Origin of the sequence: Actinomycetospora lutea, assembly GCF_028737205.1 — a bacterium.
In the GTDB taxonomy this organism is placed as follows: Bacteria; Actinomycetota; Actinomycetes; order Mycobacteriales; family Pseudonocardiaceae; genus Actinomycetospora; species Actinomycetospora lutea.
Genome location: NZ_JAQZAL010000033.1, coordinates 1 through 21,585 on the forward strand (window position 1 = coordinate 1; position 21,585 = coordinate 21,585).

Below are 21,585 nucleotides of genomic sequence, written 5' to 3' on the forward strand. Positions count from 1 at the left end.
TGCTCGCCAGCCTCGTGCTCTGGTCCCGGTCGTGATCCAAGAGACACGCCCTAGGTAACCATGCGGAAATCTCTTCGGTGTCGCCCACGTCCCGGGTGACCGGGATAGAAGATGCCCTCTCCGCTCGCGCCCGCCGCGCCGAACGGTGGGCGCTGCTGGCGCTGCTCGCTCGCTGACGACGATCAAGAGACTGCGGGAGTGTCGGCGCGCCACGCTGACGGGGACCGGGAACCCGGTTCTGCGCACCGCCAGTGGTGGACGAAGCGGCTACGCCGGGCTCGCGACGTGCGGGAGCGTGTGGGCGTGCCCGTGCTGTGCCGGGAAGATTCGCTTCGCGTCGGGCCTCCAAGCTCGCGACCGTGATGGAGGCGGTGCAGGCCGCGGGCGGCGTCATGGACTTCACGACCTACACCGTTCGGAACCACAAGGGGCACCGGCTCCGCGACGTCTGGGACGCGGTCTCCGCGGCGTGGCGGGCTGTGACCGGCGGCGAGGAATGCATGCGCGACAAGGACGGACTACTCGGCTGGGCGCGCATCGTCGAGATCACCCACACCGCGCGGGCCGTATGGCACGTCCACGCGCATGTGATCTACGCCTGGGCGTCGGCCGTGTCCGAGCGGCACTCCGCGTGAGTCGCGATGCACTCCTGGCGCCGCTGGGACCGCGCGCTGCGCCGCGACGGGTTCGACAGCACCCCGGCCCGTGGCGTCGACACCCGCCGGGTTGTCGACGGCGACGAGGGCCTGGCCGGCTACTTCGGGAAGGCCGCGCTCGAGCTCACCTCGACCTTCACGAAGAACTCGCGGTCCGGGCGCTCGCCGTTCGCCCTGCTCCGGGACGCGACCGAGACCTACCAGGTCGACGACGTCGAGCTGTGGCGCGAATACGAGGACGCGAACCACGGCCGGAAACAGCTCACGTGGAGCCTCGGCCGGATGGACCTGCGCCGCTTTCGCCGGGCTCGGACGTGAACAGTCCGATGAGGAGATCGCCGCCGAGGAGATCGGCGGGGACGATGCGGTCGCGCTCATCGGTGACATCTGGATGATGATCAGCCGCGGCCGCCGTCAGGCCCGAGCTCCTGGCCGTCACTGACGAGGGCGGGATCGCCGCCGCGGTCGCGTGGCTCGACGAGCGCGGACTCGACTGGCAGTGGTGCCGACCCGCCGTGCGCGATCTTGGGACGCGCGCGCCCGCCACGGGTGCGCGACGAGGCCCGGGCGGTGCTGGGCGGTGGTTGTGTCTGATGCAGTCGGTCGGGCGAGGCCAGGGCGGTTCTCGCGCCTACTGGCCCGGCCTGTTCTCCAGCTCAAGGATGTGGCGCTGCTCGTGGTGATCGAGATAGTCGCTCAGCTTGAAGTCCGCAGTCTCGGGCATGATCGTGTTGATGGCCCTAAGGGTCTGGAAGGCGACGAAGTGAACCGCATGAGCGACGGCCCGTGACCCATGTCGTTGCTCGAGGTGGGCGAGAGTCGCCTCGATCTGTGGGACGCCGGTGGTCCCTTCATCGGCCTTCTGGTCGGGGAGCGTGGCCCGCAGGATCGCGAAGCTCGCGCGGACAACGGAAACGTCGATCTCGGTCATCGGCAGAGCCTTGCGCGGCTGGCGTCCCGTGGTCACCCCGCCGATCGGGTCGTCGCCTCTGCCACCGATCGACGTCGCCGACCAGCCGCAGAGTGACGACCGCGGCCCCGACCCCGGTCGGTGACCAGGGCCGGGGCTTGTCAACGTGGGCCCGTCGAGCGCGAGTCAGCACCACCACTTGCGGGCGCAGTATCCGCCGGTCAGAGCGCCGTCGGGCATGTTCCGGTCGCCGTCGTTGTCGACATCCACATCGACGTCGCCGGTGGGACCAGGCCTCGATGAGCAGTCTCGGCCGCTGTACTGGTCCTCCTCGCGGAGCTCGGCCACGACGGTGTCGGAGGCGTCGTTCCGGCCCTGATAGACGCCGGTGTGGTAGGCGCCGACCATGTACTTCCCAAAGTCCTGCGGGGCCAGGGACGGCGTCGAGCGGTAAGCGAGGGCGACGTACCTAAGCTCCCTGCCGTAGCGGTCCTTGTCGACTCCGGGCTCGCGGGTCAGGGTGACGATCCGCTCCGGGCTGCCCACGGAGCTCTGCGCCGCGGCGGTGGCGTCGCGTCCGCCGGCTGTGTCAGCTTCACAGCTGTCGATGCCGAGCACCCGGATGCGCCGGGCTCCCACCTCGAAGGTGTCGCCATCGACCACGCGCGTCACTGTGACCTGCTCTGCGCCGGGTGGCAGCGCGGGGTTCGCAGAGGCTCTCGCCGGGTTCGGGTTGGTTACCGAATTGGACACGACGGGCGCCGCCGCCGGAGTAGCCGCTCGAACAGGTATTGGCGCCTTGTTCGCCCCGACGATTGACCCGATGACGACGAGGACGACGAACACTCCGGTCGTCCATAGGAAGATCTTCTTCAGTGACTTGCCGAGGGGTTCCTTGGCCGGAGCCTTCTCGTCTAGCTGGTGGCGAGGTTCGCGGTTCGTCATCAGTGGGCCCCTTGGGTGCAACGCCGTATGAGCGCGGGTCGACGTCGATCACCGCCGGTGCCCGTGGGTACGCGCGGGCCGAGGTTCCGCGCCGAGCAGCGCAACCTCAGCCGTGGATCACTTCGACATTGCTGTCGGTGACGTTGTGCGGGCCGTTACGGGTTCCGTTGAGGTTCCCCGCGCTCAACGGCAAATCTTCTGGTCGTCGAGCCGAATCCACTCTTCGTCCATGCCGATGCGGAAGGGCGCCCAGTTGGCACCCGACGAGGCGAGAACCGGGACGAGATCGGCGAACAGCTCGTGATCTGGGGCGGCGTCGTAGTCGTCACGGTCGAGCCTGAACGTTTCGCCGAGGACCTGCCACGGGTCGTGTCGCAGGTCGAGGATCGACGCGGAGTCGGGGACCTCAGTGCGGTACACCGCGGGGCCACCGAAGCCAGGCGTTGTCGTGTACCACTCGGCTCGCGCACGGGAAGGCGTCCAGAAGCTGCCCCGACCGAAATACCGGGTGTCGACCGAGGTCGCCCGCCACAGGACGGTCGTGGTCACTGAGCATCGCCCTGCATCAGCTGGGCGTGCGCTCGCCGCTCCTCCTTACGGTATCGGCGCACGCGTTCAAGAGCTGTCACGAGACCAGCCGCGCGGTCAGCGGGTGTCCGGTCGGGGTTGATGTAGATCGTGGTGACCGCGGGGTCGCGGACGTCGATCGGGCCTCGTCGTGGTGCGGGTCCTGCGCGTTCCACGCCGCTGACCAGCCCAGACAGCGCGCGCTTGTTCGCCCGGTGGCGAGAGCCCGATGTGTCGGACGGGGACGACGTCAGCGGGCGGTGTGAGGTGGCTCGGTGGTTCTAGGAGCCGTTCGCGCGGCCGCACTCAAGAGCGCGGCCTCGACGAGCTCGGGCTCCGCGCCGCCGGCCCAGTTCGCTGCACTGGTGGCCGAGGTCCAGGAGGCCTCGTACTGCTCCCACGGTCAGCAGAAGTCCCGGTGGCCCGAGAGGTGGCAGACAGCCCAGCGCTGGGCGGCGGTCACGGGGTTGGGGCGGTCGCCCTGGTCCTCGTAGCGCCACTGGCACGGGTTCTGGGCGGAGATGGCGTCGAAGTCGCATCCGTAGGGGTTGGCGCTGCTGGTGACGCCTTCCCGGTAGCCGGTCGGGCACGTCTCGAGCTCAGTCGAGCAGCGGCTGGGGTCCGCGTCGTTGCCCTGCACGTCGCACTCCGGGGTCTGGAGCCCGTCGCCGACGAAGGAGTCCTCGCATTCGAAGGGCACGGCGCGCGAGCCCGAGGGAGAGCGTCCGGTGGGTGTTGTGGCCGTGGCCGTCCGCTGTCCGGTGCCGACGAACGCGACGCGTCCGGTCTCGGTGAGTCCGATGCCGTAGTCGCCGGACGCGTAGAGATAGTCGACCTCGGGTCGCGGCTGGGGCGGGAGGCGCAAGGCCTCGAGCAACCCGACGCGGACCACCTCAGGAGAGAGGCGTGTCCGCAACGTCGACCACCAGGCAGCGGTGGCCTCGGGGGCGTACACCGCTCGCACAGCAGACATGTCGTTGGCTTCGAGAGCCGAGTACAGGCGCCGCGCTCCGTCGCTCGCGGGTGACGGCAACGGACGCCCATCGCTGTCGACGGTCGCCGGACCGACCTGCTGCGGCGGAGCTGTCGGCCCGGCGGAAGCTGTCGCCGAGGAGGCGACCGGAGCCGGCGTGGACGTCGACGCGGCAGTCAGCCACCACACCCCGCCGACGGCGACCACCAGTGTCGCCACCGCCACTGTCCCGATCAGCCTTGCCCGCGCTGGTCGGCGCGGTGTGGTGCTCGGTGCGGCACCAGGCGGCGGAACTCCTGCTGCGCCCTTCCCGGATGGCCGGAGCAGCGGCTCCGTGGGCGGGTCGCCGGCGCCAGGCCTACGAGCCTCTTGATGTATTTCCTTCAACGGTCCCCCCCTGGATGCACCGCTCGTCGTTGCGTTCGCTCGGCGCGTTACTCGCGCGGTCGCATCTGTGCTGGTTGGCGTGGCCCGGGATCAGGGACGCTGCCGTGCCCTCCGCGACGGTGAGAACGAGAAGCGATCGATATGGAGGCTCGTCTCCCCTGGTAGATGCGCGACGCCAGCGGGCAGAGAGTGCTGGCGCTGGAGGCTTGGCCGGCAGCTACGGGCCTCCGGCCAGCCGCAGAACAGCCCACCTCCGCTGTCACCGCCCTCGCGACACCTCCCCCGCGGCTCTGCCCGGCGCCCTCCGGGAGCGCCGGGCAGAGGTGGGTGTCGGTCACGGCGCGCTGCGGCGGCGGTACCAGATGTAGCCGCCGGCGCCCAGGGCGCTGACCCCAAGGGCTCCCGCAGCGATCGGCACGACCGGCGTCGTCGCCTCCGGGCCGTCACCGGCGGCGACCCCTCCCTCCGGGTACGCGGCGTCCTGAACGTCGGTCGGGGACGGCTCGCCCTGCTCCTCGCCGGCCTGTACGACCTCGACACGCTCGACCTCCTGCCCGTCGGAACCGCACCGCACCGCGGTGCCGTCGCTGTAGACCACCCAGCGACCGCCGTTCCACAGGTACACCGACCTCGGGTACACGTTCGTCTGCTGATTGATGATCACCGGCCGGCTCACCACCGTCGGCTCCGACGGGGTCGACGGTCCGCCGTTGCCGCCGCCGGTGCCGCCGCCGGTGCCGCCGCCGGTGCCGCCGCCGGTGCGGGCGCCGTTGCCGCCGCCGTTGCCGCCGCCGTTGCCGCCGCCGTTGCCGCCGCCGTTGCCGTTGCCGCCGCCGCCGGGGCTCGGGCAGTGTTCGCGGGCTTCGGTGAGCTCGCGGATGGCTTCCTGGAGGGGGTTGTTTGCGGCGTTCTGTGCAGCGAAGAGCCGGGTCTGCTTCTCGACGGCTCGCTGCGCGGTGAGTCGGGCGGCCTCGATGTCGGCGGCGGTGGCGTTGTCGTCGGCCTGGAGTCGTCGGTACTCGGCCTGAGCGTCGGCCACGACGAGCTTCTGACGCTTGTACGCAGCGACGGCCTCCCGGAGGGCGGCCTGGCGCTGGTCGACCACGCGCTGGGCCGACACGACCTCCGGGCACTGCGCTGTGATGGGCGACGAGGCGGGTGATTCGGCGGAGGCGACGCCGGCGCCGAGGGGCAGCAGCACGCCGGCGGTCAGGGCCCCGCCGAGCAGGACGCGGTAGCGGAACGGCAGGTAACGCTGGGACATCAGCTCTCCTCGTGCCTCGTCCGCAGCCGTGCTCGGCGGCGGTGACGGGGGTAGGAGCAGCGGGCCCGGGTGGCTCGCACACTTTCTCGAGAACTTCTTCCAAGATTTTTCCGCGGATGTCGGCCCCGCCGTCTCGGACCCGGGAGGCGTGACGATCCGATCGCCGGGCCGCGATCGGCCGTCGGTCGCGGTCGGAGCCACGCCTCGACACGGGCACCGGGTCGAACCTCACCGGAGACCCCCATTGTGGTCGGCGCTCCATGTCGGCCATTGGGAGCAACGTCGGTTCCGGCCAACGGCGTCTCGACCACCACTCGGCCCGCGTGGGGCGCCGCCGGGCGAGCGGAGGAAACGATCGTGACCGGCGTAGCGATGCGTGGATCACGACTCCGGGGGGAGCGAGGATGACCGTCGGTCGGCGAGGTCGCGGTCCTGCTCGCGGGAAGCAAGGTGGGACATGCTGGTTGGTTTCGATGCCCGGCACCGTGCGGACACCACGACGTGACGGCCCGGGACGGGGCGGGGCGCCCTGAGCTTCCTCGCTCTGACTCCGCTGCTGCACCCGCTGGCCGACACGGGCTCGGCACGGCTGTCGACATGTCGTCGCCGACCCGGGCGGGCGAAGCGTCCGGAGGCCTTGAGACCGGACCGGTGGCCACGGCCCGTCCGATCGTCGCCGCATCGCGGCCGCGCCTGGTCCGCACCTCGGTACGCGTGCCCCACCAACGGAAGTCGTCCGACCCGAGGCCGGCCACCGAACCGGTCCTCGTCGAGGACGCGGCGCTGGCGATGGCCGCCCGGAACAATCCGACGGCGTTCGCGGCCATCTATCGGCGCTACGGCGACGCCTTGCACGACTTCTGTCTCGGGATGTTGCGTGACCCCGACGCGGCCGCCGACTGCGTCCAGGACGTGTTCTGCACCGCGGCATCACGGCTCGGGCAGCTGCGCGAGCCCGACAAGCTCCGGCCGTGGCTCTACGCCATCGCACGCCACGAGGCCCTGGCCCGTCTTCGCCGGCGACGTCGGGAAGAACCCACCGACGACCTGCCCGACTCCGCCAGCGCCGCCGACGGGCCCGAGACGCTGGCTGCGCGGACCGAGCTCGTCTCCCTCGTCGCGAAGGCCACCGGTGGGCTCGCCGATCGTGATCGCGCGGTACTCGAGCTGCACTACCAGCACGGTCTGGACGGTCCCGCCCTCGCGGAGGCCCTGGGTGTCAGCGCCACCAACGCCAACACCCTGGTCTCGCGGCTGCGGACCACCATCGAGCGCTGCCTGGGCGCGACGCTGGTCGCCCGCCACCACCGCGAGCACTGTCCCGAGCTCGCCGCGCTGCTCGCGGACTGGAACGGTGCGATGACCGTCCTGCTGCGCAAACGGCTCAACCGCCACATCGAACGCTGCGAATCCTGCAGCCGAGCCCGCCGCGAGCTCGTCACGCCCCAGGCGCTGCTGGCCTCGGCCCCGGTGATCATCCCGGCACCGGCATGGCTCGGGGATTCGGTCGTGCAGCACGCCACCCCCCTGCTGAAGACCAGCGGGCTGGCCCACCACGGTTGGTGGCCCGCCGGCGTGGGGTCGGGAACGCCCGCCGCGCTCGCCGCGGTTGCGGCTCCTCTCGTCGCCGCGGCGACCGTCTCTCTCGTCGCGATCGCGCCCCTGACCACCGGTCCAGGCACGGAGGCGACCGCGAGCCACCCCGCACACGAGATCAGCGCCAGCGCGGTCCCTCGCACCGCAGCGGCCGTGCCGACGATCGCGGCCACCTCGACGTCCACGACTCGGCCTCGCGTCGTGCCGCCGGCTGTCCGTCGCACGACCGTGAGCGGATCCACCACCCCGCCGAGCGTCGTCGACAGCGGTGGTGAGGGGGGACAGGGCGGCGAAGACCAGGGCCAGGACGGCGGACAAGGCGGTGACCCCGGCGGCGGCGCAGGCGGGGGCGACGTTCCGGGCGGTCCAGGCGGCGGTGGTGGCGGCGGCGGTGGCGACGGTGCCGGCGGCGGCGACGGCGGTGGCGGGGGGCTGTTCGGCGGCGGATAGCGAGCCGCTTCCGGTTCGGCCAGCCCGGGGGCAGCCACCCGACCGCACTCACCGTGACTCCGAGAGCTCCCCCCGCGGAAGTCGTCGAGAAAGTCCTCGAGAAAGGTGTGCGAGTCGCTGGGGTCCGCCGCTCTTACCCGTGTCACCGCCACCGAGCACGGTCGCGGGACGAGCCGCGAGGAGACCCGATGTCCCAGCGTTGCGCCCTACCGACCGGCGTCCGTGTCCTGCTCGGCGGGTCCTGGCGGCCGGGCTGCTGTTGCCCCTCGGCGCCGGTGTCGCTGCCGCCTCCCCGCCCGAACCGACGTGCGCTGCGGTGGTCGAGGCGAAGGCGCTCGTGCGGGAGCGCCAGAGCGCCCTCGACGAGGCGCTGGCCGCCTACCAACGCCAGAAGACCGTCATGTCCACCACCCGCGCCACCTACGAGCGGCTGCAGGCCGACGACAGCGCGACCTCGGCCGACGTCGAGGACGCCCGCGTCACCGCGCAGCGGGCCGCGGAGCGCAACACGAGGCTCTTCGACGCCCAGCAGGCCGCCGGCCGGGCCCTCCAGGAAGCCGTCCGTGAACTCGCCGACGCCCGCGAGGAGTGCGAGAACAGCAACGAGGGGCCCGAAGGGCCGCAGGGCCCGCGGGCGCCCGAAGGTCCGCGGGTTCCAGAGCAGGGTCCGGAGGGTCCTAGGGGGCCTGAGGGGCCGCAGCACCAGCCAACTACGGTGGTGAACCAGCAGGTGACGGTCAACCAGCAGACGAACATCCACCCGACATCGGTGTACCTGTGGAACGGGGGACGGTGGGTGGCCTACAGCGACGGCACCGCGGTGCGGTGCGGCTCCGGCGGGCAGGACGTCGAGCGCGTCGAGGTCGTCAACGCCGGCCTCGAGCAGGGCGCGCCGTCGGTAGACGACGTTGAGGACGCCGCGTATCCGGAGGGGGGCGTGGCCGCCGGCGACGGTTCCGGCGCGACGGTTCCGATCGTGCCGCTTGCGGCGGGCGCGGTCGGTCTGACGGCGCTGGGCGCCGGCGGTGTTGCCTGGCACCGTCGCCGCAGCGCGCCGTGACTGATTACCGGGCGGCGTCACCGGCGCGACGAGTGTCGAGGCGCCCGGGTGTTGTTTCGGTCGTCCTCCTGCTCGTCGCAGTGGCCGCCTTCGCCGTCGCGTTCTTCTCCGTCGCGGGTGGCGGCCGGGTCGGTCCGGCCTCGGTCGGGCTGCCCGCGCAGCGCACGGCGGTCGGGCTGCCACTCACCCCGGCCGTGACGACGAGGCTGCGGGTGCCCTCGATCGGGCTGGACACCGGACGGCTCGCGGAGCTCGGGCAGGACGCGGACCGTCGTCTCGAGGTGCCGCGGGACGCGGCCACGGTGGGGCATTACGCGGAGGGCGCGTCGGCGGGCGAGCAAGGTCCCGCCGTCTACGCCTCGCACGTCGTCTACCGAGGTGCCGAGGGCGGGTTCGCCCGGCTCGCCGAGGTCGAGGCCGGCGACCAGGTGATCGTCGACCGCAGCGACGGCGTGACAGTGGTATTCCATGTCGACCGCGTCGCGCAGGTGGACAAGGACGCGTTCCCGACTCAGGCGGTGTACGGCCCCACCGCGAGCCCGGAGCTGCGACTCATCACCTGCGGAGGCACCTTCGACACCAACGCCGACAGCTACGAGGACAACGTCATCGTGTTGGGCACCGCCCTCGAGGCCTACCGAACCTGACGCTCATCTACCTGTAGCCAGGATCGTCGGAGGCTCCGCCTCAAGAGGTCTGGAGAGCAAGCTCAGCACTTCTCGAGACTTTCGCCTACGGGCCATCCGATAACCCGGTTCTATGTCAGCTGAGCGGATCGGGCTGCAGGGCTGCCCTTATCATGTTGATGCGAGGCTGGACTGCGCTTACGAACGCTGGCCGGGTTCCGAGGACGTCGAGGCTGGAGCGTCGCCCTCGTCGTCCACGCTCTCACGAAGACTCTCTTCGCCTGAATAAGCTCCACTAGGCGCATCCTGCCTCCTCGATGCGAGAGTCTCTGAGTCGACGACCTCCCCGCCTTTCGCAGAAGGCGGATACGGTCCAGAGTCGGTTAGTGCCTCGGTCGCCGAGGGGTCCTTCAATCTTGCTGCCATCAGAGTACGAGCGTAGTTCTGCAGCTCTAGCATCTCGGCTGTCGCCTGCTGGCGCGCAGCCCGCCACCGCTGGTCTTCTCGGCCGCGCTCGTTTTCCTGCTGACGTAGCACTTCGCGCGCGCGTACGAGCTCCGCCCGGCTGCGCCGCTCGGCCTCGGTCGCTTCCATAAGCCGCTTCTCAAGCCGTCGTAGAGTGCCGGCGACGGGATTGAATGAGATGTACGTGGTCACGAGCACGGCGATCCCGCTAGAGGCAAACAAGATCCCGAACAAGACGGTCGTTGTTACTGAGTCTAGCCCGACGCTCGCGTAGGATTCGGATTGCTGGGAACTTTCGGGAGGTCCGCCAGCGGGCGAGACGTTAAGGTCCAAGAGTAGCGTGACGAGCCCGCTGGCCCCAAGAAGCAGCCAGACTCCCAACGCCGATAACGCCTGCAATAAGCTGGCCTGCGGATCGCCGTAAGATCGACGGGCGAGAGCCTTGCCAGCTAGGTGTGCGAGTCCGGACGCGACGGCGCCAGGAGCTGCGGCGGCAAGAATGGAGCGCGTAGGCGAGCTGTCCAATATCGTGTTCAGGACGAGGTAGAAGGCGCCCATTTCGCCCGCAATCGCAATTAAGATGATGGTCAGCCCAACCAAGTCGCCGCGCGTCCGATCTCGTGCGAACAACTGAGTCAGGCGACGGCGGGGTAGTAGGCCCCCCCTCTGGGTAAGCCTTCCTTGAATCGACCCGTCCGTATCGGTCTGACTATCGGCAGGGTCGCATGCTTCAGGGCTAGCCGTCGCCGAATCGCTTTGATCACGTTCTACGAGTTGATTCTGTGCCCCGCCCATGGCGGCGTCAATCCGAATCGTCGCTCGCCCGATCAGTGCCGCCCAGAATTCTGGCCACCATCCCGTCCGCTCTGGCTCTTGCGCGGCCGTACCAGCCGCGCGCCCAAACAACGCCCGACCGAACATTCTCCCCGAGGTTGATGGGTCGGTCACCGAGCTCCACCTCCTCCGAGCACATCCGCCCCGGCTTGACCAAGCTTCTCGATGAGCAATGGGGTTGCGACTCCTACGGCGATTGCCGCCAGAGGCGTCAGGGGTATTCCGGATTGATAGGCCGCGACTGCCAGGCCGCCACCCAGCAGTAGCCGGACCATGGTGGCGGTCACATAGGGACCCGCTCGCAGCTTCTTGCGCGCGCGCCACGGCCAGTCTCCGATTCGGCCGACCACTCCTACGAAGTCCAGCCCTGCCACCAGCGCCCCGCCGAACAGGCCCCACAACAGGCACCCCCACCAGGACATGCGGCGACGCTAGCCTGATCCGCTCCTGTCGTGTAGGGAGAGGTGAGGGCGCTTAGCGGACTCGGCTAGAGGAGCACTCGGTGAACCGCCCTCAGGACGGTTCCGGGAACCAGGCCGAACCGCCGACCTTGTCGACCCGACCGACCCCGGCGGCATCACGGGACGCGGCGGGACCACCCCCTGTTGCAGCCGCGGCCCGAAGCTGCTCATCGTCAGGGTCGCCGGCCTCTCTTCGGAGGGGCCCGAACAGAGTAGGCAGGGCCTCAAGCGCAACTCTAGGCACGGCTATCCCTCCGTCGGGTCGGGTCCACAACGCCGCCGACGTCGGGGTTGTCGCCCAGCGGGCCTAGCAACCTGGGGGGCGCATGTGCGGGTGCTGCGTCGACTGGACGCGATCGAGTGAAGGGATCGTCGCGCGGCCGCTCGGCCATATCGTTGCCGCGACCCGATTCCTGTCTTGAGGGCCGGTCGTCGAACGAGAACGCCGACAACCAGACCTCGCCGCAGAGGACGGTGTGACCCACGACGTGCACCGATGCAGGCGCTGATCATGCCGTTCGCGCATACCAACGCTCTGGTACTTCGTGCTTCGTGCCTGTGCTGAATGGATTGCGCCGTCTCCGAGCCTTATGGCTCGTGGGCTGAGCCCTGTCGATTGTCTCAGCGCAGGCTCCTCCTCTTGGAGGTGCCAGCCAGCCAGCGTCTTCATCGGCGCTTCTCGCACGTCCGCAACCAGTGCCTTACCATCTGTGTTGGTTGGGATCGGCGTACTGATGCTGCGCTTGGGGGGCTTTCCCGAGCAGTACTCGGCCCGCCGGATCCGAAGGCCACCATGGCGCAGCGCACTATTGTCACCCTGCTCGATGACCTCGATCAGAGCGAAGCCGACGAGACCGTCGAGTTCGGTCTTAATGGGGTGAGCTACGAGATCGACCTCACCGAGAAGCACGCGGCCGGGCTACGCGACGCGCTCACCGACTTTGTCGAGCACGCGCGACGTACCGGGGGACGCCGGCGGGGCAGCTCGACCGGCGTGACCGGTTCGTCGCGGGCTCGATCAGGGAGTCGCGGCGGGCTTGGCGACCGCGCGGGTGGCGCAACCTCGATCGATCGCGAGCAGAACCAGGCGATCCGGGACTGGGTCCGCACCCAGGGCATGACCATCAGCGATCGCGGCCGCATTCTCCGCGAGCTCACCGAGGCCTACCACCGCGCCCGCTAGATGCGAGGCTCGCCTCATGGATGAGGCGAGCCACTCGCACCGTGCCCTCTAGACGACCCGCGGACCAATCGGGCGACTCTGACCATCTCGCACCCGAGCCGATAACCCCCAGGATTGTCAGCGCCCTGGGGCTGGTGCGCTTCCGAGCTGCGCGAAGGCGGCAGCGTGCTGAACTTGGACCGGCCTGCCAAGGAAGCGGAGCCGCCGGCGGGCCCGCCTGGGCTAGAGGCCCATCGCTGGTCCATGGTCGTCGGCTCGCAGGGTCGTCGAAGGGCCCGGGTCTTCCTCGAGGTCGACGAGGTCGATCCCCCGCTCAGCCGCCGGGCACGGCGCTGTGACCGCCACCGGCCTCGACTCGCCACCCCTTGTCCTGGGCGCCGGCGGTGCGGTCGGCTGTGAGTCACTGGTCCGACTCGGCTATCTCACTCTCCTCTGGCACTCGCTCCAGGGGGAGGCGACCTTTCACATCCGGCTCGGCGGTTTGATCGAGCGCCCACCCTGAGGGCCACGCTACGTTGTGCGGCGCAGACCTGGTGGCCCTGAAGTGGGCATCGCCGTTGAAGGTGGCCTCGGTGAAGTCGGCGTCGCCGCTGAAGATGACCCCGTTAAAGATGGCCCCGTAGAAGGTGGAGTTGACGTTGAAGGTGGTGTAGCTGAAGGTGACGTCGCCGTTGAAGGTGGCCTCGGTGAAGTCGACGTCGCCGCTGAAGGTGGCGTTGCTGAAGCGGGCGTCGTCGCTAAAAGGTGGCGCTTCTGAAGCGGGCGTCGCCACCGAAGGCCGACTTGACGAAAAAGGGGTTGTCGCGGAAGGTGGCCCCGCCGAAGTAGGCGTCGCTGCTGAAGGTGGCCTCGCCGAAACTAGCTATGCCGTTCAAGGTGGCCTTGCCGAAACTGGCTATGCCGATGAAGGTGGCCTCGGTGAAGCTGGCGGCACCGCTGAAGGTGGCCTCGGTGAAGCCGGCGTCGCCGATGAAGGTGGCGCCGCCGAAGTGGGCGACGCCGCCGAAGTTGGCCTCGCGGAAGTCGGCGTCGCCATTGAAGGTGGCCTCCCCGAAGTAGGCCTCGCCATTGTAGGTGGCCCCATCGAAGTCGGCTTGACCGCTGAAGGTGGCCTCGCCGAAGTCGGCCAGGTCGCCGCTGAAGATGGCCGCGCGGAGATAGGCGCCGCCGCTGAAGGTGGCCCGGACGAAAAAGGATCGGCCGCTGAAGGTAGCCCCGATGAAGTTGGCGCTCCGAACATGGCACGAAGGTAGGCCGAAGTCGATTAGATGGGCGCCACGGAGGTTGAGGTCGATGCCTTCCCAGAAAACAGACCAGTGGTCCGGGATCAAGTGCTCAAGAAGTATTTCCTGCGCGGTCAGTCGGACCTGTCGTTCCTGCAGCGCCGCATCGTCGTGCCGCGCTTCGGTGCCTTCGTCTGTAGGAAAGAAAGGATTCTGACTGGCTGAGCGCTGCCGGTACGGCATGCGCAGATAGGCGCAGATGACATCGACGATGGTCTGGCGCTGCTCGGGGGTGTTCTGCGCGAGCCGTTCGAGGGCGTAGAGGCCGCCCAGGCGTACTGGCGCCTGCTCTGACCCGAGCTGGTCGACGGCCTTCGTGTAGAGCTCGGTGATCCGCCGCTCCGTTGTGTCGACGATCTGGTTCCTGCCGGTGATCTCGGTGGACTGCTGACGTCTGAACGCCAGGACGAGGCCGAAGGCGCCGCTGGTGCCAACCGCCACAGTGAGACCCGTACGGATCGCGTCGATCCGAAGCGCGGCGTCGGACGACTGCCCCGGCGCTGGCGGGGTAGTGGCCATGCCGTAGAGCCAGAGCGTGACCCCCACGCCCACGACCAGGACAACCGGAACGACAAGCACGAGAGCCCCCGTGGAGATCGGGGTGATCTCAGGGTCTCGCCGAGGTTGGCCGGAGCGGAGCCGTCGCCGAATGGCCGCAGCGGCGACCAGAAAGGCGGCAGCAACGAGGAGCGCCCACCAGATCGCTCGCACGAACGCAGCGAACTCCGACCACGCCACCCGGCCGGCGACACTGAGACCTACGAGCAGCGTGGTGACGGCCAGGGCCACGAGTAGGCTCGGCACCGATGAGCTGAGCTGCCGCCAACGAGAAGATCCTCGATCAACCCCCATGAACCCGCAGTGTGGTCTACCAAGGGTCTTGCTCGAGGAACCTGCTTTAGCATCGCGTTCAGGTGGCGCTCAGTCTACTGATGGTCGGCGTCCATCGTCTCGCCGTTCCAGTGCCGGTCGGTGCCGAGGACTCCGTTGGCGATGGCGTTGCGGAGCTCCGCCCACGTCACGATTCCATCACCCCGCGTGGACGGCTCGATGTCGGAGCCGCCTGTGGTCCTATCCTCCTGCATGAACTGCAGCGCGAGAGGGCGGTTTCACCGCCTTCTGTGCGCGCCGCGTTGGGGCGGGTGACGAAACATGGCACGAGTCCGAGGACGGAGGCGCCCGGAGAGCAGGAAGACGCGGACACGAAGAGTCGCGGGCCGGACACGCACTGGGTTGAGTCAGCCCTCGCCGCGGTCTCGATGGCGTCGTTTGTTGGCCCCCCTATCGAGCGGGTGGCGAGGTATCAAGGCGAACCCGGCTGCTGCTGCTTCATTAGCCACGGCCCTGGCCGCGATCATCAGCGCCTTCGTCGCAACCGCGGCGCTGCGTTATACAGCCGCCCAATCGCTGTCCACCGAGCGCCAGATTGCGGTAGCGGAGCAGGGGCAAGTCACCGAGCGTTTCACGCGTGCGGTTGTCCAGCTCGGTGACCCCGCGCCCGATGTGCGTTTAGGCGGCATCTACGCGCTCGAGAGACTCGCTCGTGACTCCCCCCGTGACCATCCCACCGTGGTAGAAGTCCTCTCCGCTTACGTTCGCAATCACGTCCCAATCGCTGGGACGCCTGCCTGTAGCGAGACGCCGCTGAACGCTCCGCCAACTGATGTTGTCGCTGCTCTCGTGGTGTTGAGTCGTCGCGACCGCAAGAATGACAACATAGCGAGGCTCTCCCTTGACCGGGTCTGCCGTTTGAATCTCACAGACATCGACCTCACCGGCACCAACCTCACCAGCAGCGACCTCACCGGCACCAACCTCGCCGGGGCGAACCTATTCCGCGCCAACTTCGCCGGCGCGAACCTCACTGGCGCCAACTTCGCCCGCGCCGCCGACCTCGAGAACGTCAACCTCACCGACGCAAATCTCACCCGCGCCACCCTCGTCTCTGACCGCGACGTCCTCCACGTCAACCTCACCCGCGCCAACCTCACTGGCGCCAACCTCACCGGCCTCCACCTCGTCGCGACCGAGCTCACCGGCGTCATCCTCACCGACGCCAATCTCACCGATTCCAGACTCGGCGACGACATCGACCTCGCATATCTCAACTTCGGCAGCGCCGACCTCACCCGCGCCAACTTCCACTGGGCCAACCTCACCGGCGCCGACCTCTCCGGCGCCAAGCTCCTCGAGACCAACCTCAGAGGCGCCGACCTCTCCGGCGCCAACCTCTCCGGCGCCAACCTCGCAGACGCCAGCCTCTCCGCAATCGACCTCACTCGCGCCAACCTCACCGGCGCCAACCTGGGCGGCGCCGACCTACAGAGGGCCCGGCTCAACGGCGCCGACCTCACCGGCGCCAACCTCGCGGGCACCGAGTTCACCGTCGATGCCGACCCCACCATCAAAGACGGCCTCGGGCCCGGGTACGAGAGCGCCAACCTCACCGACGCCGAGCTCACCGGCGCCAACCTCACCGACGCCAACCTCACTGGCGTCGACCTCACCGGCGCCACCCTCACCGGCGCCACCCTCACCGGCGCCAACCTCTCCGGCGCGGTCGGCGTCGACCTAACGGGAACGGTCGGAACTCCGCGATAAGCACCGAGAGTAGCTGTACCCGGACCACGCAGAGCAGCGCTTCACGGAGCGCCCTTTGGGGGCAGCGGCGCGCCTTCGCAGCAAGTCTCGATCTTCTGCCAGCAGGACCAGCAGAACGCGTCGGCCGGAGTCTCCCGGGTGGGAAGCCGTAGCCGCAGAAGGAGCAGCGCCACCCGGGCGGGGTGTCCGTCATGGGAGGCGCTCCTCGAGCGCTCCGCGCGTCGCCGGCGATACCGTGGCGAGCAGCTCCACCCAGGTGTCCCGCAGCAGGGCCTCGGTGACGACCCGGCCCTCGGCGGTCTCGTGTCGATGCAGCCGTAGCCGGGGAGCTTCTCGCCCGGGGGACGCATAGCTCAGCTCGGAGCGGGCGCCCTGCCCGGCGGGCGGATCGATCTCTTCGGCGATCTTCAGTCGATCTCGATGCACAATCTGATCCACTAACTGCCGCCCACCATCGCCTCTGACGCCCTTCGGTTCACCGGTGGTGCCCGCTGCTGCCCAGGAAAGCGGGTATGCACGCGGTAGGCACGTAACTACGGATCAGACGACCCTGGGCACTCGCCGACGGTGGACTTTCGAAGTAGAGCAGCTGGTGCTCGGTTAGTTGTTCCCGCTACGCCTCCTCCGATAGCTCAAGTCGCCTTGGCCCTCCGGAGTTCGCCTGACACCCGGACAGCGCCCGGAGGCGTCGACCAGCCCCGTTTCGCCGACGCTGGCTCAACAACACGCGTGGCTGAGGCGGCCGCGCCGACGGCCAGAATGGTGCGGTCAGCGAGGCGACCGGATGGCCGGGGTGGGCAGACTTCCAGCCCTCAGGTCTATCGGCTGCAACTGCAGGGACGAGCGCGCGGACGGTGGAGCATGGGGGACCCAGGGGCCGACGGCGTCAACGACGAGCAGCCTGCGGCGAGCGGCGCGGACGGCTGGCGGCGCGCGCTGACGAGGGAGTGGTGGTCGACGGCTGTCGGGCTGCTCGCGGCAGTGTTGGTGGACGTTCCACCAGGCAATGTCGCCGGAGTGCCCCGGGCGCCATTGGGATACGCCGGCCGGCGGTCGACGTCCGCGTTGCCAGGGGTCGGTAGCGATCGCGGAGCATGTTGTCGCCTCGCTCGCGGAGCGCGGCGTCGCGCACGGCGGGCGGCAGCAACTTCGCGGTCTGGAAGGTCTCCTCGATCGCCCATCGGGCGCCGGCGACGCGGACACCGCGGCGGTCGAACGCCGCCGCCACGCCCAGCCCGGCGATCCCGGCGCCCACGATGAGCACGGCCGGGGACACGACCGAGGTCGTCATGCCCGAGGATTACCGATGAACTGGCTGTCCGGGCGTCGGGGAACCACCCCGAAGGTCTCGAGCCGATGACGTGCTCGCGGTGCCCGCGCTGATCAGCAGCCGGCATCTTCGAGGTAGACATAGACGTGGCCCGCCCAGATTCGCGCTTGGTAGGATGGCACATCAGCCGTGCTTGAGGAGTCCTACATCGTTGGTACGGCAGCGGGAAATTTAGAGTTTCGCACAGTCGGCGTTCCGACAGCTAAATGGACGCGACACGTCGCGGAGGCCCCTCTACGCCTGGTGCCGCCTCAAGCCCGCTGGCTGCTTGTGCGGCGGCCCTGGGCGTGTTGTCGGCGAGTGCCGAGCACACCCCCGACCTGCTCGCCAAGGTCCCGACCTCGGCGTGGCCGAAGGCTGGGCGGGCCGTCAGGTTACCCGCCAGTTGCACTGCCCCACATCTGGGCCTGGCGCCACCAATGGGCCCGCGCCCCGATCCGCCCGCTGGCCGGGGCCGGCTACTGGCTGCTCGCCCGCCGCAGACTTGTCCAGAGCGCTTGATTGGTCGGATGGCCGTTGACGGTCTCTTGGGACTCAGTCTGGCCGGCGACGGCGTAGGGCGCCCGGCGTGCCGGGGCCGTGTGGTGGTCGTCGGCGACGCTGCTCACGTCGACGCCAACGAGCGGTGTAGCGACGGACCTGGTAGTGGTCCAGGCCGACCTCGTTCTTCGCGGTCTGGAAGGTCTCCTCGATCGCCCATCGGGCGCCGGCGACGCGGGCGAGCTCGCGCATCTTCCGGCTCGAAGACGGCCTGGTCGTCGAACACTGGGCCGTGCGCGACGACGCCGAACTGCTCGACTCTGTCACCGCTCACAAGCGCCGCAGAGGGCATGATGGCTGTCGACGTCGACCGCGCAGCATTACTGTTGCCGGTAGCAACATCGCTCATACTGCCGTGGTGCCGGCAGTGCGGTGCCCGAGGCTGATAGGTCGCGAACGTGAGCTCGACGCGTTCCGCGACGCCCTGGCGCGTGCACGTCGAGGCCGCGGCACCGCCTTAGCGGTCACCGGCGAACCTGGCATCGGCAAGTCCCGACTGATCGCCGAGTTCGCCGCCCTCGCGACCGGTCCGGCACCTGCCATGGTCGGCCGGGCGGTGGAGGACGGGGAACCAGTCGCGTTCCGGCCGCTGGTGGAGGCGCTGTTGACCGGTCTCCGGCGAGCCCCGTCACCGGAGCTCGCGGCGCTCGGACCCTTCCGCCCCGCCCTCGGGTGGCTGCTGCCCCAGTATCGGGACGACGATGACGGCCCCGAGCCGTCGCTGACCGTCCTCGCCGAGGCGATATTACGGTTGCTGGGGTTCCTGGCAGCCGACGGGTGCGCGATCCTCGTACTCGAGGATCTGCATTGGGCGGACCGCGAGACGCTCGCCGTCGTCGAATTCGTGGCCGACAACCTGACCGACTCCCCGGTGGTGCTCGTGCTGAGCGCCCGCGACGAGACCGCGCCGGCCCGGGGCTTGATCGAGCGCTTGTCCACCCGCCGCGCCGTCACACCGCTCGATCTCGGTCCCCTGGAAGGGTCGTCGGTCCAGGCCATGGTCGCGGCATGCCTGGACGCTGCACCCGAGCCGGACCTGCTGGACCTCGTGCAGAGGAGGGCGGAGGGCGTCCCGCTGCTCGTCGAGGAGCTAGTTGCGGCGGGTGCTCGATCCGGGCCATCGGCGGTGCCTACGACAGTGTTCGAGCTGGTGCGCTTCCGCCTCGCGGCACTGCCCGAGCCGGCGCGACGGTGCGTGCGCATGGCGGCGGTCCTCGGCGAGCACGTCGACGCGACATTGCTCCCCGACGCGACAGGGCTCCCGCCTTCGACCGTGGCGGATGGGCTGCGGGCGGCGGTCGAGACACAGCTACTCGAGCTCACGAGCGAGAGCGCTCTCCGCTTCCGCCACGCTCTCACCCGCGACGCGGTACTGAAGACGCTGCTCACCCTCGAGCGGGCCGACCTGAGCCGCAACGCGCTGGGGGCCGTCGAGAAAGCCCATCCCGCACTGGAAGGCCACTGGCTCAACTTGGCTGCCCACCTCGCCGCCGCTGCTGAGGATGCTCCGAGGGCGATTGGCCTCATGCTCGACAGTGGTCTCCGTGACATCAACCGCGGCGCCCTGGCCAGCGCCGAGGAGATGTTGCGGCGAGCTCGCGAGCTCGCGCGCACCGACCAGGTGAAAGCCCTCGAGATCGACGAGGCATTGACAAATGTCCTGATCGAGGCTGGTATCGCGCGACCGGCCGTCGAGACTGCCACCAAAGTCATCGAGGTCCTGGCCGCCGACGGGACCGCAGGACCACAGCTCGCTCACGCGTATCTACGGCGCGCGAAGGCCTGGGCGGTGGCGGGCGACTGGACCGCCGTTTCCGCCGACGTCGAACGTGCCCGGAACTCGGTGCCCTCCGACGAGCCTGCCCTGAGCACGAGCATCGATCTGGTGGGCGCGTTGGCACTCATCCACCGAGGTGAGTTCGACCTCGCCGAGCGCGAGACCGCCGAGATGCTCACCCGCGTCGAGCAGAGCGGCGCCCCGGAACACCTGTGTGAGGCCCTGGAACTGCGGGGACGCCTGCTCCGCCGCAACGACCTGGCAACGGCAGGGGTCCTCTTCGAACGCCAGCGCCGCGTGGCGCACGTCCACGACCTCCCGCTCTGGCACCTGCGGGCGCTGCACGAGCTCGCCACGATCGCGAGTCTCGACGACCTGGACTGCACACCGATCCTCGCCGCACGGGACGCCGCACTCCGAGCGGGCGCCCTCGCCATCGCGGTGGACGTCGATCTCCACCTCACCGGGACACAGCTCGTCCGAGGCGAGCTCCCCGAAGCCCTCAAGGCGGCTGACCGCTGCCTCCAGCTCGCCACCCGCCTGCACCTGCCGACCCGTTTCATGGCATCAGTCCTTCGCGCCGGTGTACTGACCGGCATGCACCGCTGGCCCGAAGCCGAGACGCTGCTCGACCAGCTCCTGCAGCGCCCCGACTGTGACAGCAGCGCGTTGGTGGAGGCCTGGCACGTCCGGGCCATGCACTGGCTCCTCACCGAACAGCGCGAGAACGCGCGAACCTGTCTGGCCCGCGCCATGGAACACGTACGCAAGGCAGGGCCCACGACCTCGTTGCCCGCCCTGGGGCGGTGGGCGCTGCTCGCCACCATCGACGGAGACGAGACCGCCCTGGACGAAGCAGCCGCAACACCCGGAGCACGCACGGCGCGGTGGACCAGAGGGCTCCTCTCGTACGCCGAAGCGGTCCGGCACGGGCGGGCCGGTCGAACAGAGATGGCCGAAGAAGCGTTCCGCTCCGCGGAGAAGGCCATGACCGACCCCGTCCCCATCCCCACCTTCCGTCACATCTCCCGCCGTCTCGTCGCCGAGTCAGCACTCAGCGACGGCTGGGGCCAGCCGACGGAATGGCTGCGGGGCGACCTGCTCCACTTCGAGGACACCGGCGCCGTCAACGTCGCGAGGGCTTGCCGCACCCTGCTCCGGCAGGCGAACGCGCCGATCCCACGGCGCACACCCGGCCCGCCCATCCCGCCTGCCTATCGCGAGCGCGGCGTGACCGCCCGGGAGATGGAGGTCCTCCTCCTCGTGCGCCAAGGGCTCACCAACGGTGAGATCGCCGATCGGCTCGTACTCTCGCCGCGCACGGTAGACAAGCACCTCGAGAGGCTCATGGCCAAGACTGCGTCGGCCAGCCGCCACCGGCTCGGCGAGATCGACTTGAACCGCAGATCGGCGAACACAGGGCCCCCGAGCTCCAGAGATCAACATTGAGGCCGAGGTCAACCCCTGGCCTCGACCCAGAGTCGGATCGAGAGCACACACGTCCGATAACCGGTCCTATGAAAGCAAACGGCATGTTGAGAGGCTGATATCGGTTGGAATCTCCATGACGTGTATCGGCTCGGGCTGACGAACATCGTGTCCGAGCGGCCCCCCGAGCTCGATGATATAAAGAGCCGCCAAGGCGGACGGATCGTCGATCGACACCTCGATATCAGA

The 21,585-nt window shown here is 69.3% G+C and carries 17 protein-coding genes and 1 pseudogene; 8 read left to right on the forward strand and 10 right to left on the reverse strand.

All coding sequences use genetic code 11. From position 1 onward, the window contains the following. Nucleotides 1-359 precede the first annotated feature (359 nt). Nucleotides 360-635, forward strand: coding sequence for a rep family protein (locus tag PHK61_RS26690; RefSeq protein WP_274284063.1), 276 nt, complete (start codon nucleotides 360-362; stop codon nucleotides 633-635). A gap of 6 nt (nucleotides 636-641) precedes the next feature. Then, nucleotides 642-974: a hypothetical protein gene (locus PHK61_RS26695; RefSeq protein WP_274284064.1), complete on the forward strand. Its 333-nt coding sequence runs from the start codon at nucleotides 642-644 to the stop codon at nucleotides 972-974. Between the two features lie 313 nt (nucleotides 975-1,287). Here the strand turns inward: PHK61_RS26695 and PHK61_RS26700 are convergent, their stop codons facing one another. The 5 genes from PHK61_RS26700 to PHK61_RS26720 all read right to left on the reverse strand — a co-directional run bounded on the left by PHK61_RS26700 (nucleotide 1,288) and on the right by PHK61_RS26720 (nucleotide 5,702). Continuing rightward, on the reverse strand, nucleotides 1,288-1,623 hold the full coding sequence (locus PHK61_RS26700) for a hypothetical protein (protein WP_274284065.1): 336 nt from the start codon (nucleotides 1,621-1,623) through the stop codon (nucleotides 1,288-1,290). A gap of 129 nt (nucleotides 1,624-1,752) precedes the next feature. Then, a complete protein-coding gene (locus tag PHK61_RS26705; RefSeq protein WP_274284066.1) occupies nucleotides 1,753-2,511 on the reverse strand; it encodes a thermonuclease family protein in 759 nt (252 codons plus the stop codon). A gap of 183 nt (nucleotides 2,512-2,694) precedes the next feature. Next, complete coding sequence (locus PHK61_RS26710) at nucleotides 2,695-3,060, reverse strand: hypothetical protein (RefSeq protein WP_274284067.1); 366 nt, start codon at nucleotides 3,058-3,060, stop codon at nucleotides 2,695-2,697. Between the two features lie 421 nt (nucleotides 3,061-3,481). Further along, nucleotides 3,482-4,258 (reverse strand): nuclear transport factor 2 family protein, encoded by a 777-nt coding sequence (locus PHK61_RS26715; protein WP_274284068.1) that lies wholly within the window; start codon nucleotides 4,256-4,258, stop codon nucleotides 3,482-3,484. A gap of 514 nt (nucleotides 4,259-4,772) precedes the next feature. Continuing rightward, nucleotides 4,773-5,702: a hypothetical protein gene (locus PHK61_RS26720; RefSeq protein WP_274284069.1), complete on the reverse strand. Its 930-nt coding sequence runs from the start codon at nucleotides 5,700-5,702 to the stop codon at nucleotides 4,773-4,775. A gap of 714 nt (nucleotides 5,703-6,416) precedes the next feature. Here PHK61_RS26720 and PHK61_RS26725 point away from each other — a divergent pair. The 4 genes from PHK61_RS26725 (at nucleotide 6,417) to PHK61_RS26740 (ending at nucleotide 12,377) form a co-directional block, all read left to right on the forward strand. After that, nucleotides 6,417-7,748, forward strand: a complete 1,332-nt coding sequence (locus PHK61_RS26725) for an RNA polymerase sigma factor (protein WP_274284070.1) — start codon at nucleotides 6,417-6,419, stop codon at nucleotides 7,746-7,748. A gap of 259 nt (nucleotides 7,749-8,007) precedes the next feature. Continuing rightward, on the forward strand, nucleotides 8,008-8,808 hold the full coding sequence (locus tag PHK61_RS26730) for a hypothetical protein (RefSeq protein ID WP_274284071.1): 801 nt from the start codon (nucleotides 8,008-8,010) through the stop codon (nucleotides 8,806-8,808). Between the two features lie 80 nt (nucleotides 8,809-8,888). Continuing rightward, nucleotides 8,889-9,455: a sortase domain-containing protein gene (locus PHK61_RS26735; protein ID WP_274284072.1), complete on the forward strand. Its 567-nt coding sequence runs from the start codon at nucleotides 8,889-8,891 to the stop codon at nucleotides 9,453-9,455. Between the two features lie 2,532 nt (nucleotides 9,456-11,987). Continuing rightward, a complete protein-coding gene (locus tag PHK61_RS26740; RefSeq protein ID WP_274284073.1) occupies nucleotides 11,988-12,377 on the forward strand; it encodes a histone-like nucleoid-structuring protein Lsr2 in 390 nt (129 codons plus the stop codon). A gap of 400 nt (nucleotides 12,378-12,777) precedes the next feature. Here the strand turns inward: PHK61_RS26740 and PHK61_RS26745 are convergent, their stop codons facing one another. Together PHK61_RS26745 and PHK61_RS26750 are read right to left on the reverse strand one after the other, a co-directional pair. Next, a complete protein-coding gene (locus PHK61_RS26745) occupies nucleotides 12,778-13,149 on the reverse strand; it encodes a pentapeptide repeat-containing protein (RefSeq protein WP_274284074.1) in 372 nt (123 codons plus the stop codon). Continuing rightward, on the reverse strand, nucleotides 13,115-14,449 hold the full coding sequence (locus PHK61_RS26750; RefSeq protein WP_274284075.1) for a pentapeptide repeat-containing protein: 1,335 nt from the start codon (nucleotides 14,447-14,449) through the stop codon (nucleotides 13,115-13,117). The genes PHK61_RS26745 and PHK61_RS26750 overlap by 35 nt, the downstream gene beginning before the upstream one ends. Nucleotides 14,450-14,932: 483 nt before the next feature. Here PHK61_RS26750 and PHK61_RS26755 point away from each other — a divergent pair, with 483 nt between their 5' ends. Next, on the forward strand, nucleotides 14,933-16,261 hold the full coding sequence (locus tag PHK61_RS26755) for a pentapeptide repeat-containing protein (protein ID WP_274284076.1): 1,329 nt from the start codon (nucleotides 14,933-14,935) through the stop codon (nucleotides 16,259-16,261). 189 nt (nucleotides 16,262-16,450) lie between these two features. On the opposite strand, the gene PHK61_RS26760 is transcribed toward PHK61_RS26755, so the two are convergent. The 3 genes and pseudogenes from PHK61_RS26760 to PHK61_RS32150 form a co-directional block, all read right to left on the reverse strand. Next, nucleotides 16,451-16,699 carry a hypothetical protein gene (locus PHK61_RS26760; protein WP_274284077.1) on the reverse strand — a complete coding sequence of 83 codons (249 nt, stop codon included), beginning with the start codon at nucleotides 16,697-16,699 and terminating at the stop codon, nucleotides 16,451-16,453. Nucleotides 16,700-17,147: 448 nt separating this feature from the next. Next, nucleotides 17,148-17,552, reverse strand: a complete 405-nt coding sequence (locus tag PHK61_RS26765; RefSeq protein ID WP_274284078.1) for an FAD-dependent oxidoreductase — start codon at nucleotides 17,550-17,552, stop codon at nucleotides 17,148-17,150. 651 nt (nucleotides 17,553-18,203) lie between these two features. Further along, a pseudogene (locus PHK61_RS32150) lies at nucleotides 18,204-18,317 on the reverse strand (IS701 family transposase); the annotation flags it as partial. A 46-nt stretch (nucleotides 18,318-18,363) separates the two neighbouring features. On the opposite strand from PHK61_RS32150, the gene PHK61_RS26770 reads away from it, so the two are divergent. Beyond that, entirely contained in the window at nucleotides 18,364-21,357 is a 2,994-nt protein-coding gene (locus tag PHK61_RS26770) for a helix-turn-helix transcriptional regulator (RefSeq protein ID WP_274284079.1), read from the forward strand. Nucleotides 21,358-21,585 lie beyond the last annotated feature (228 nt).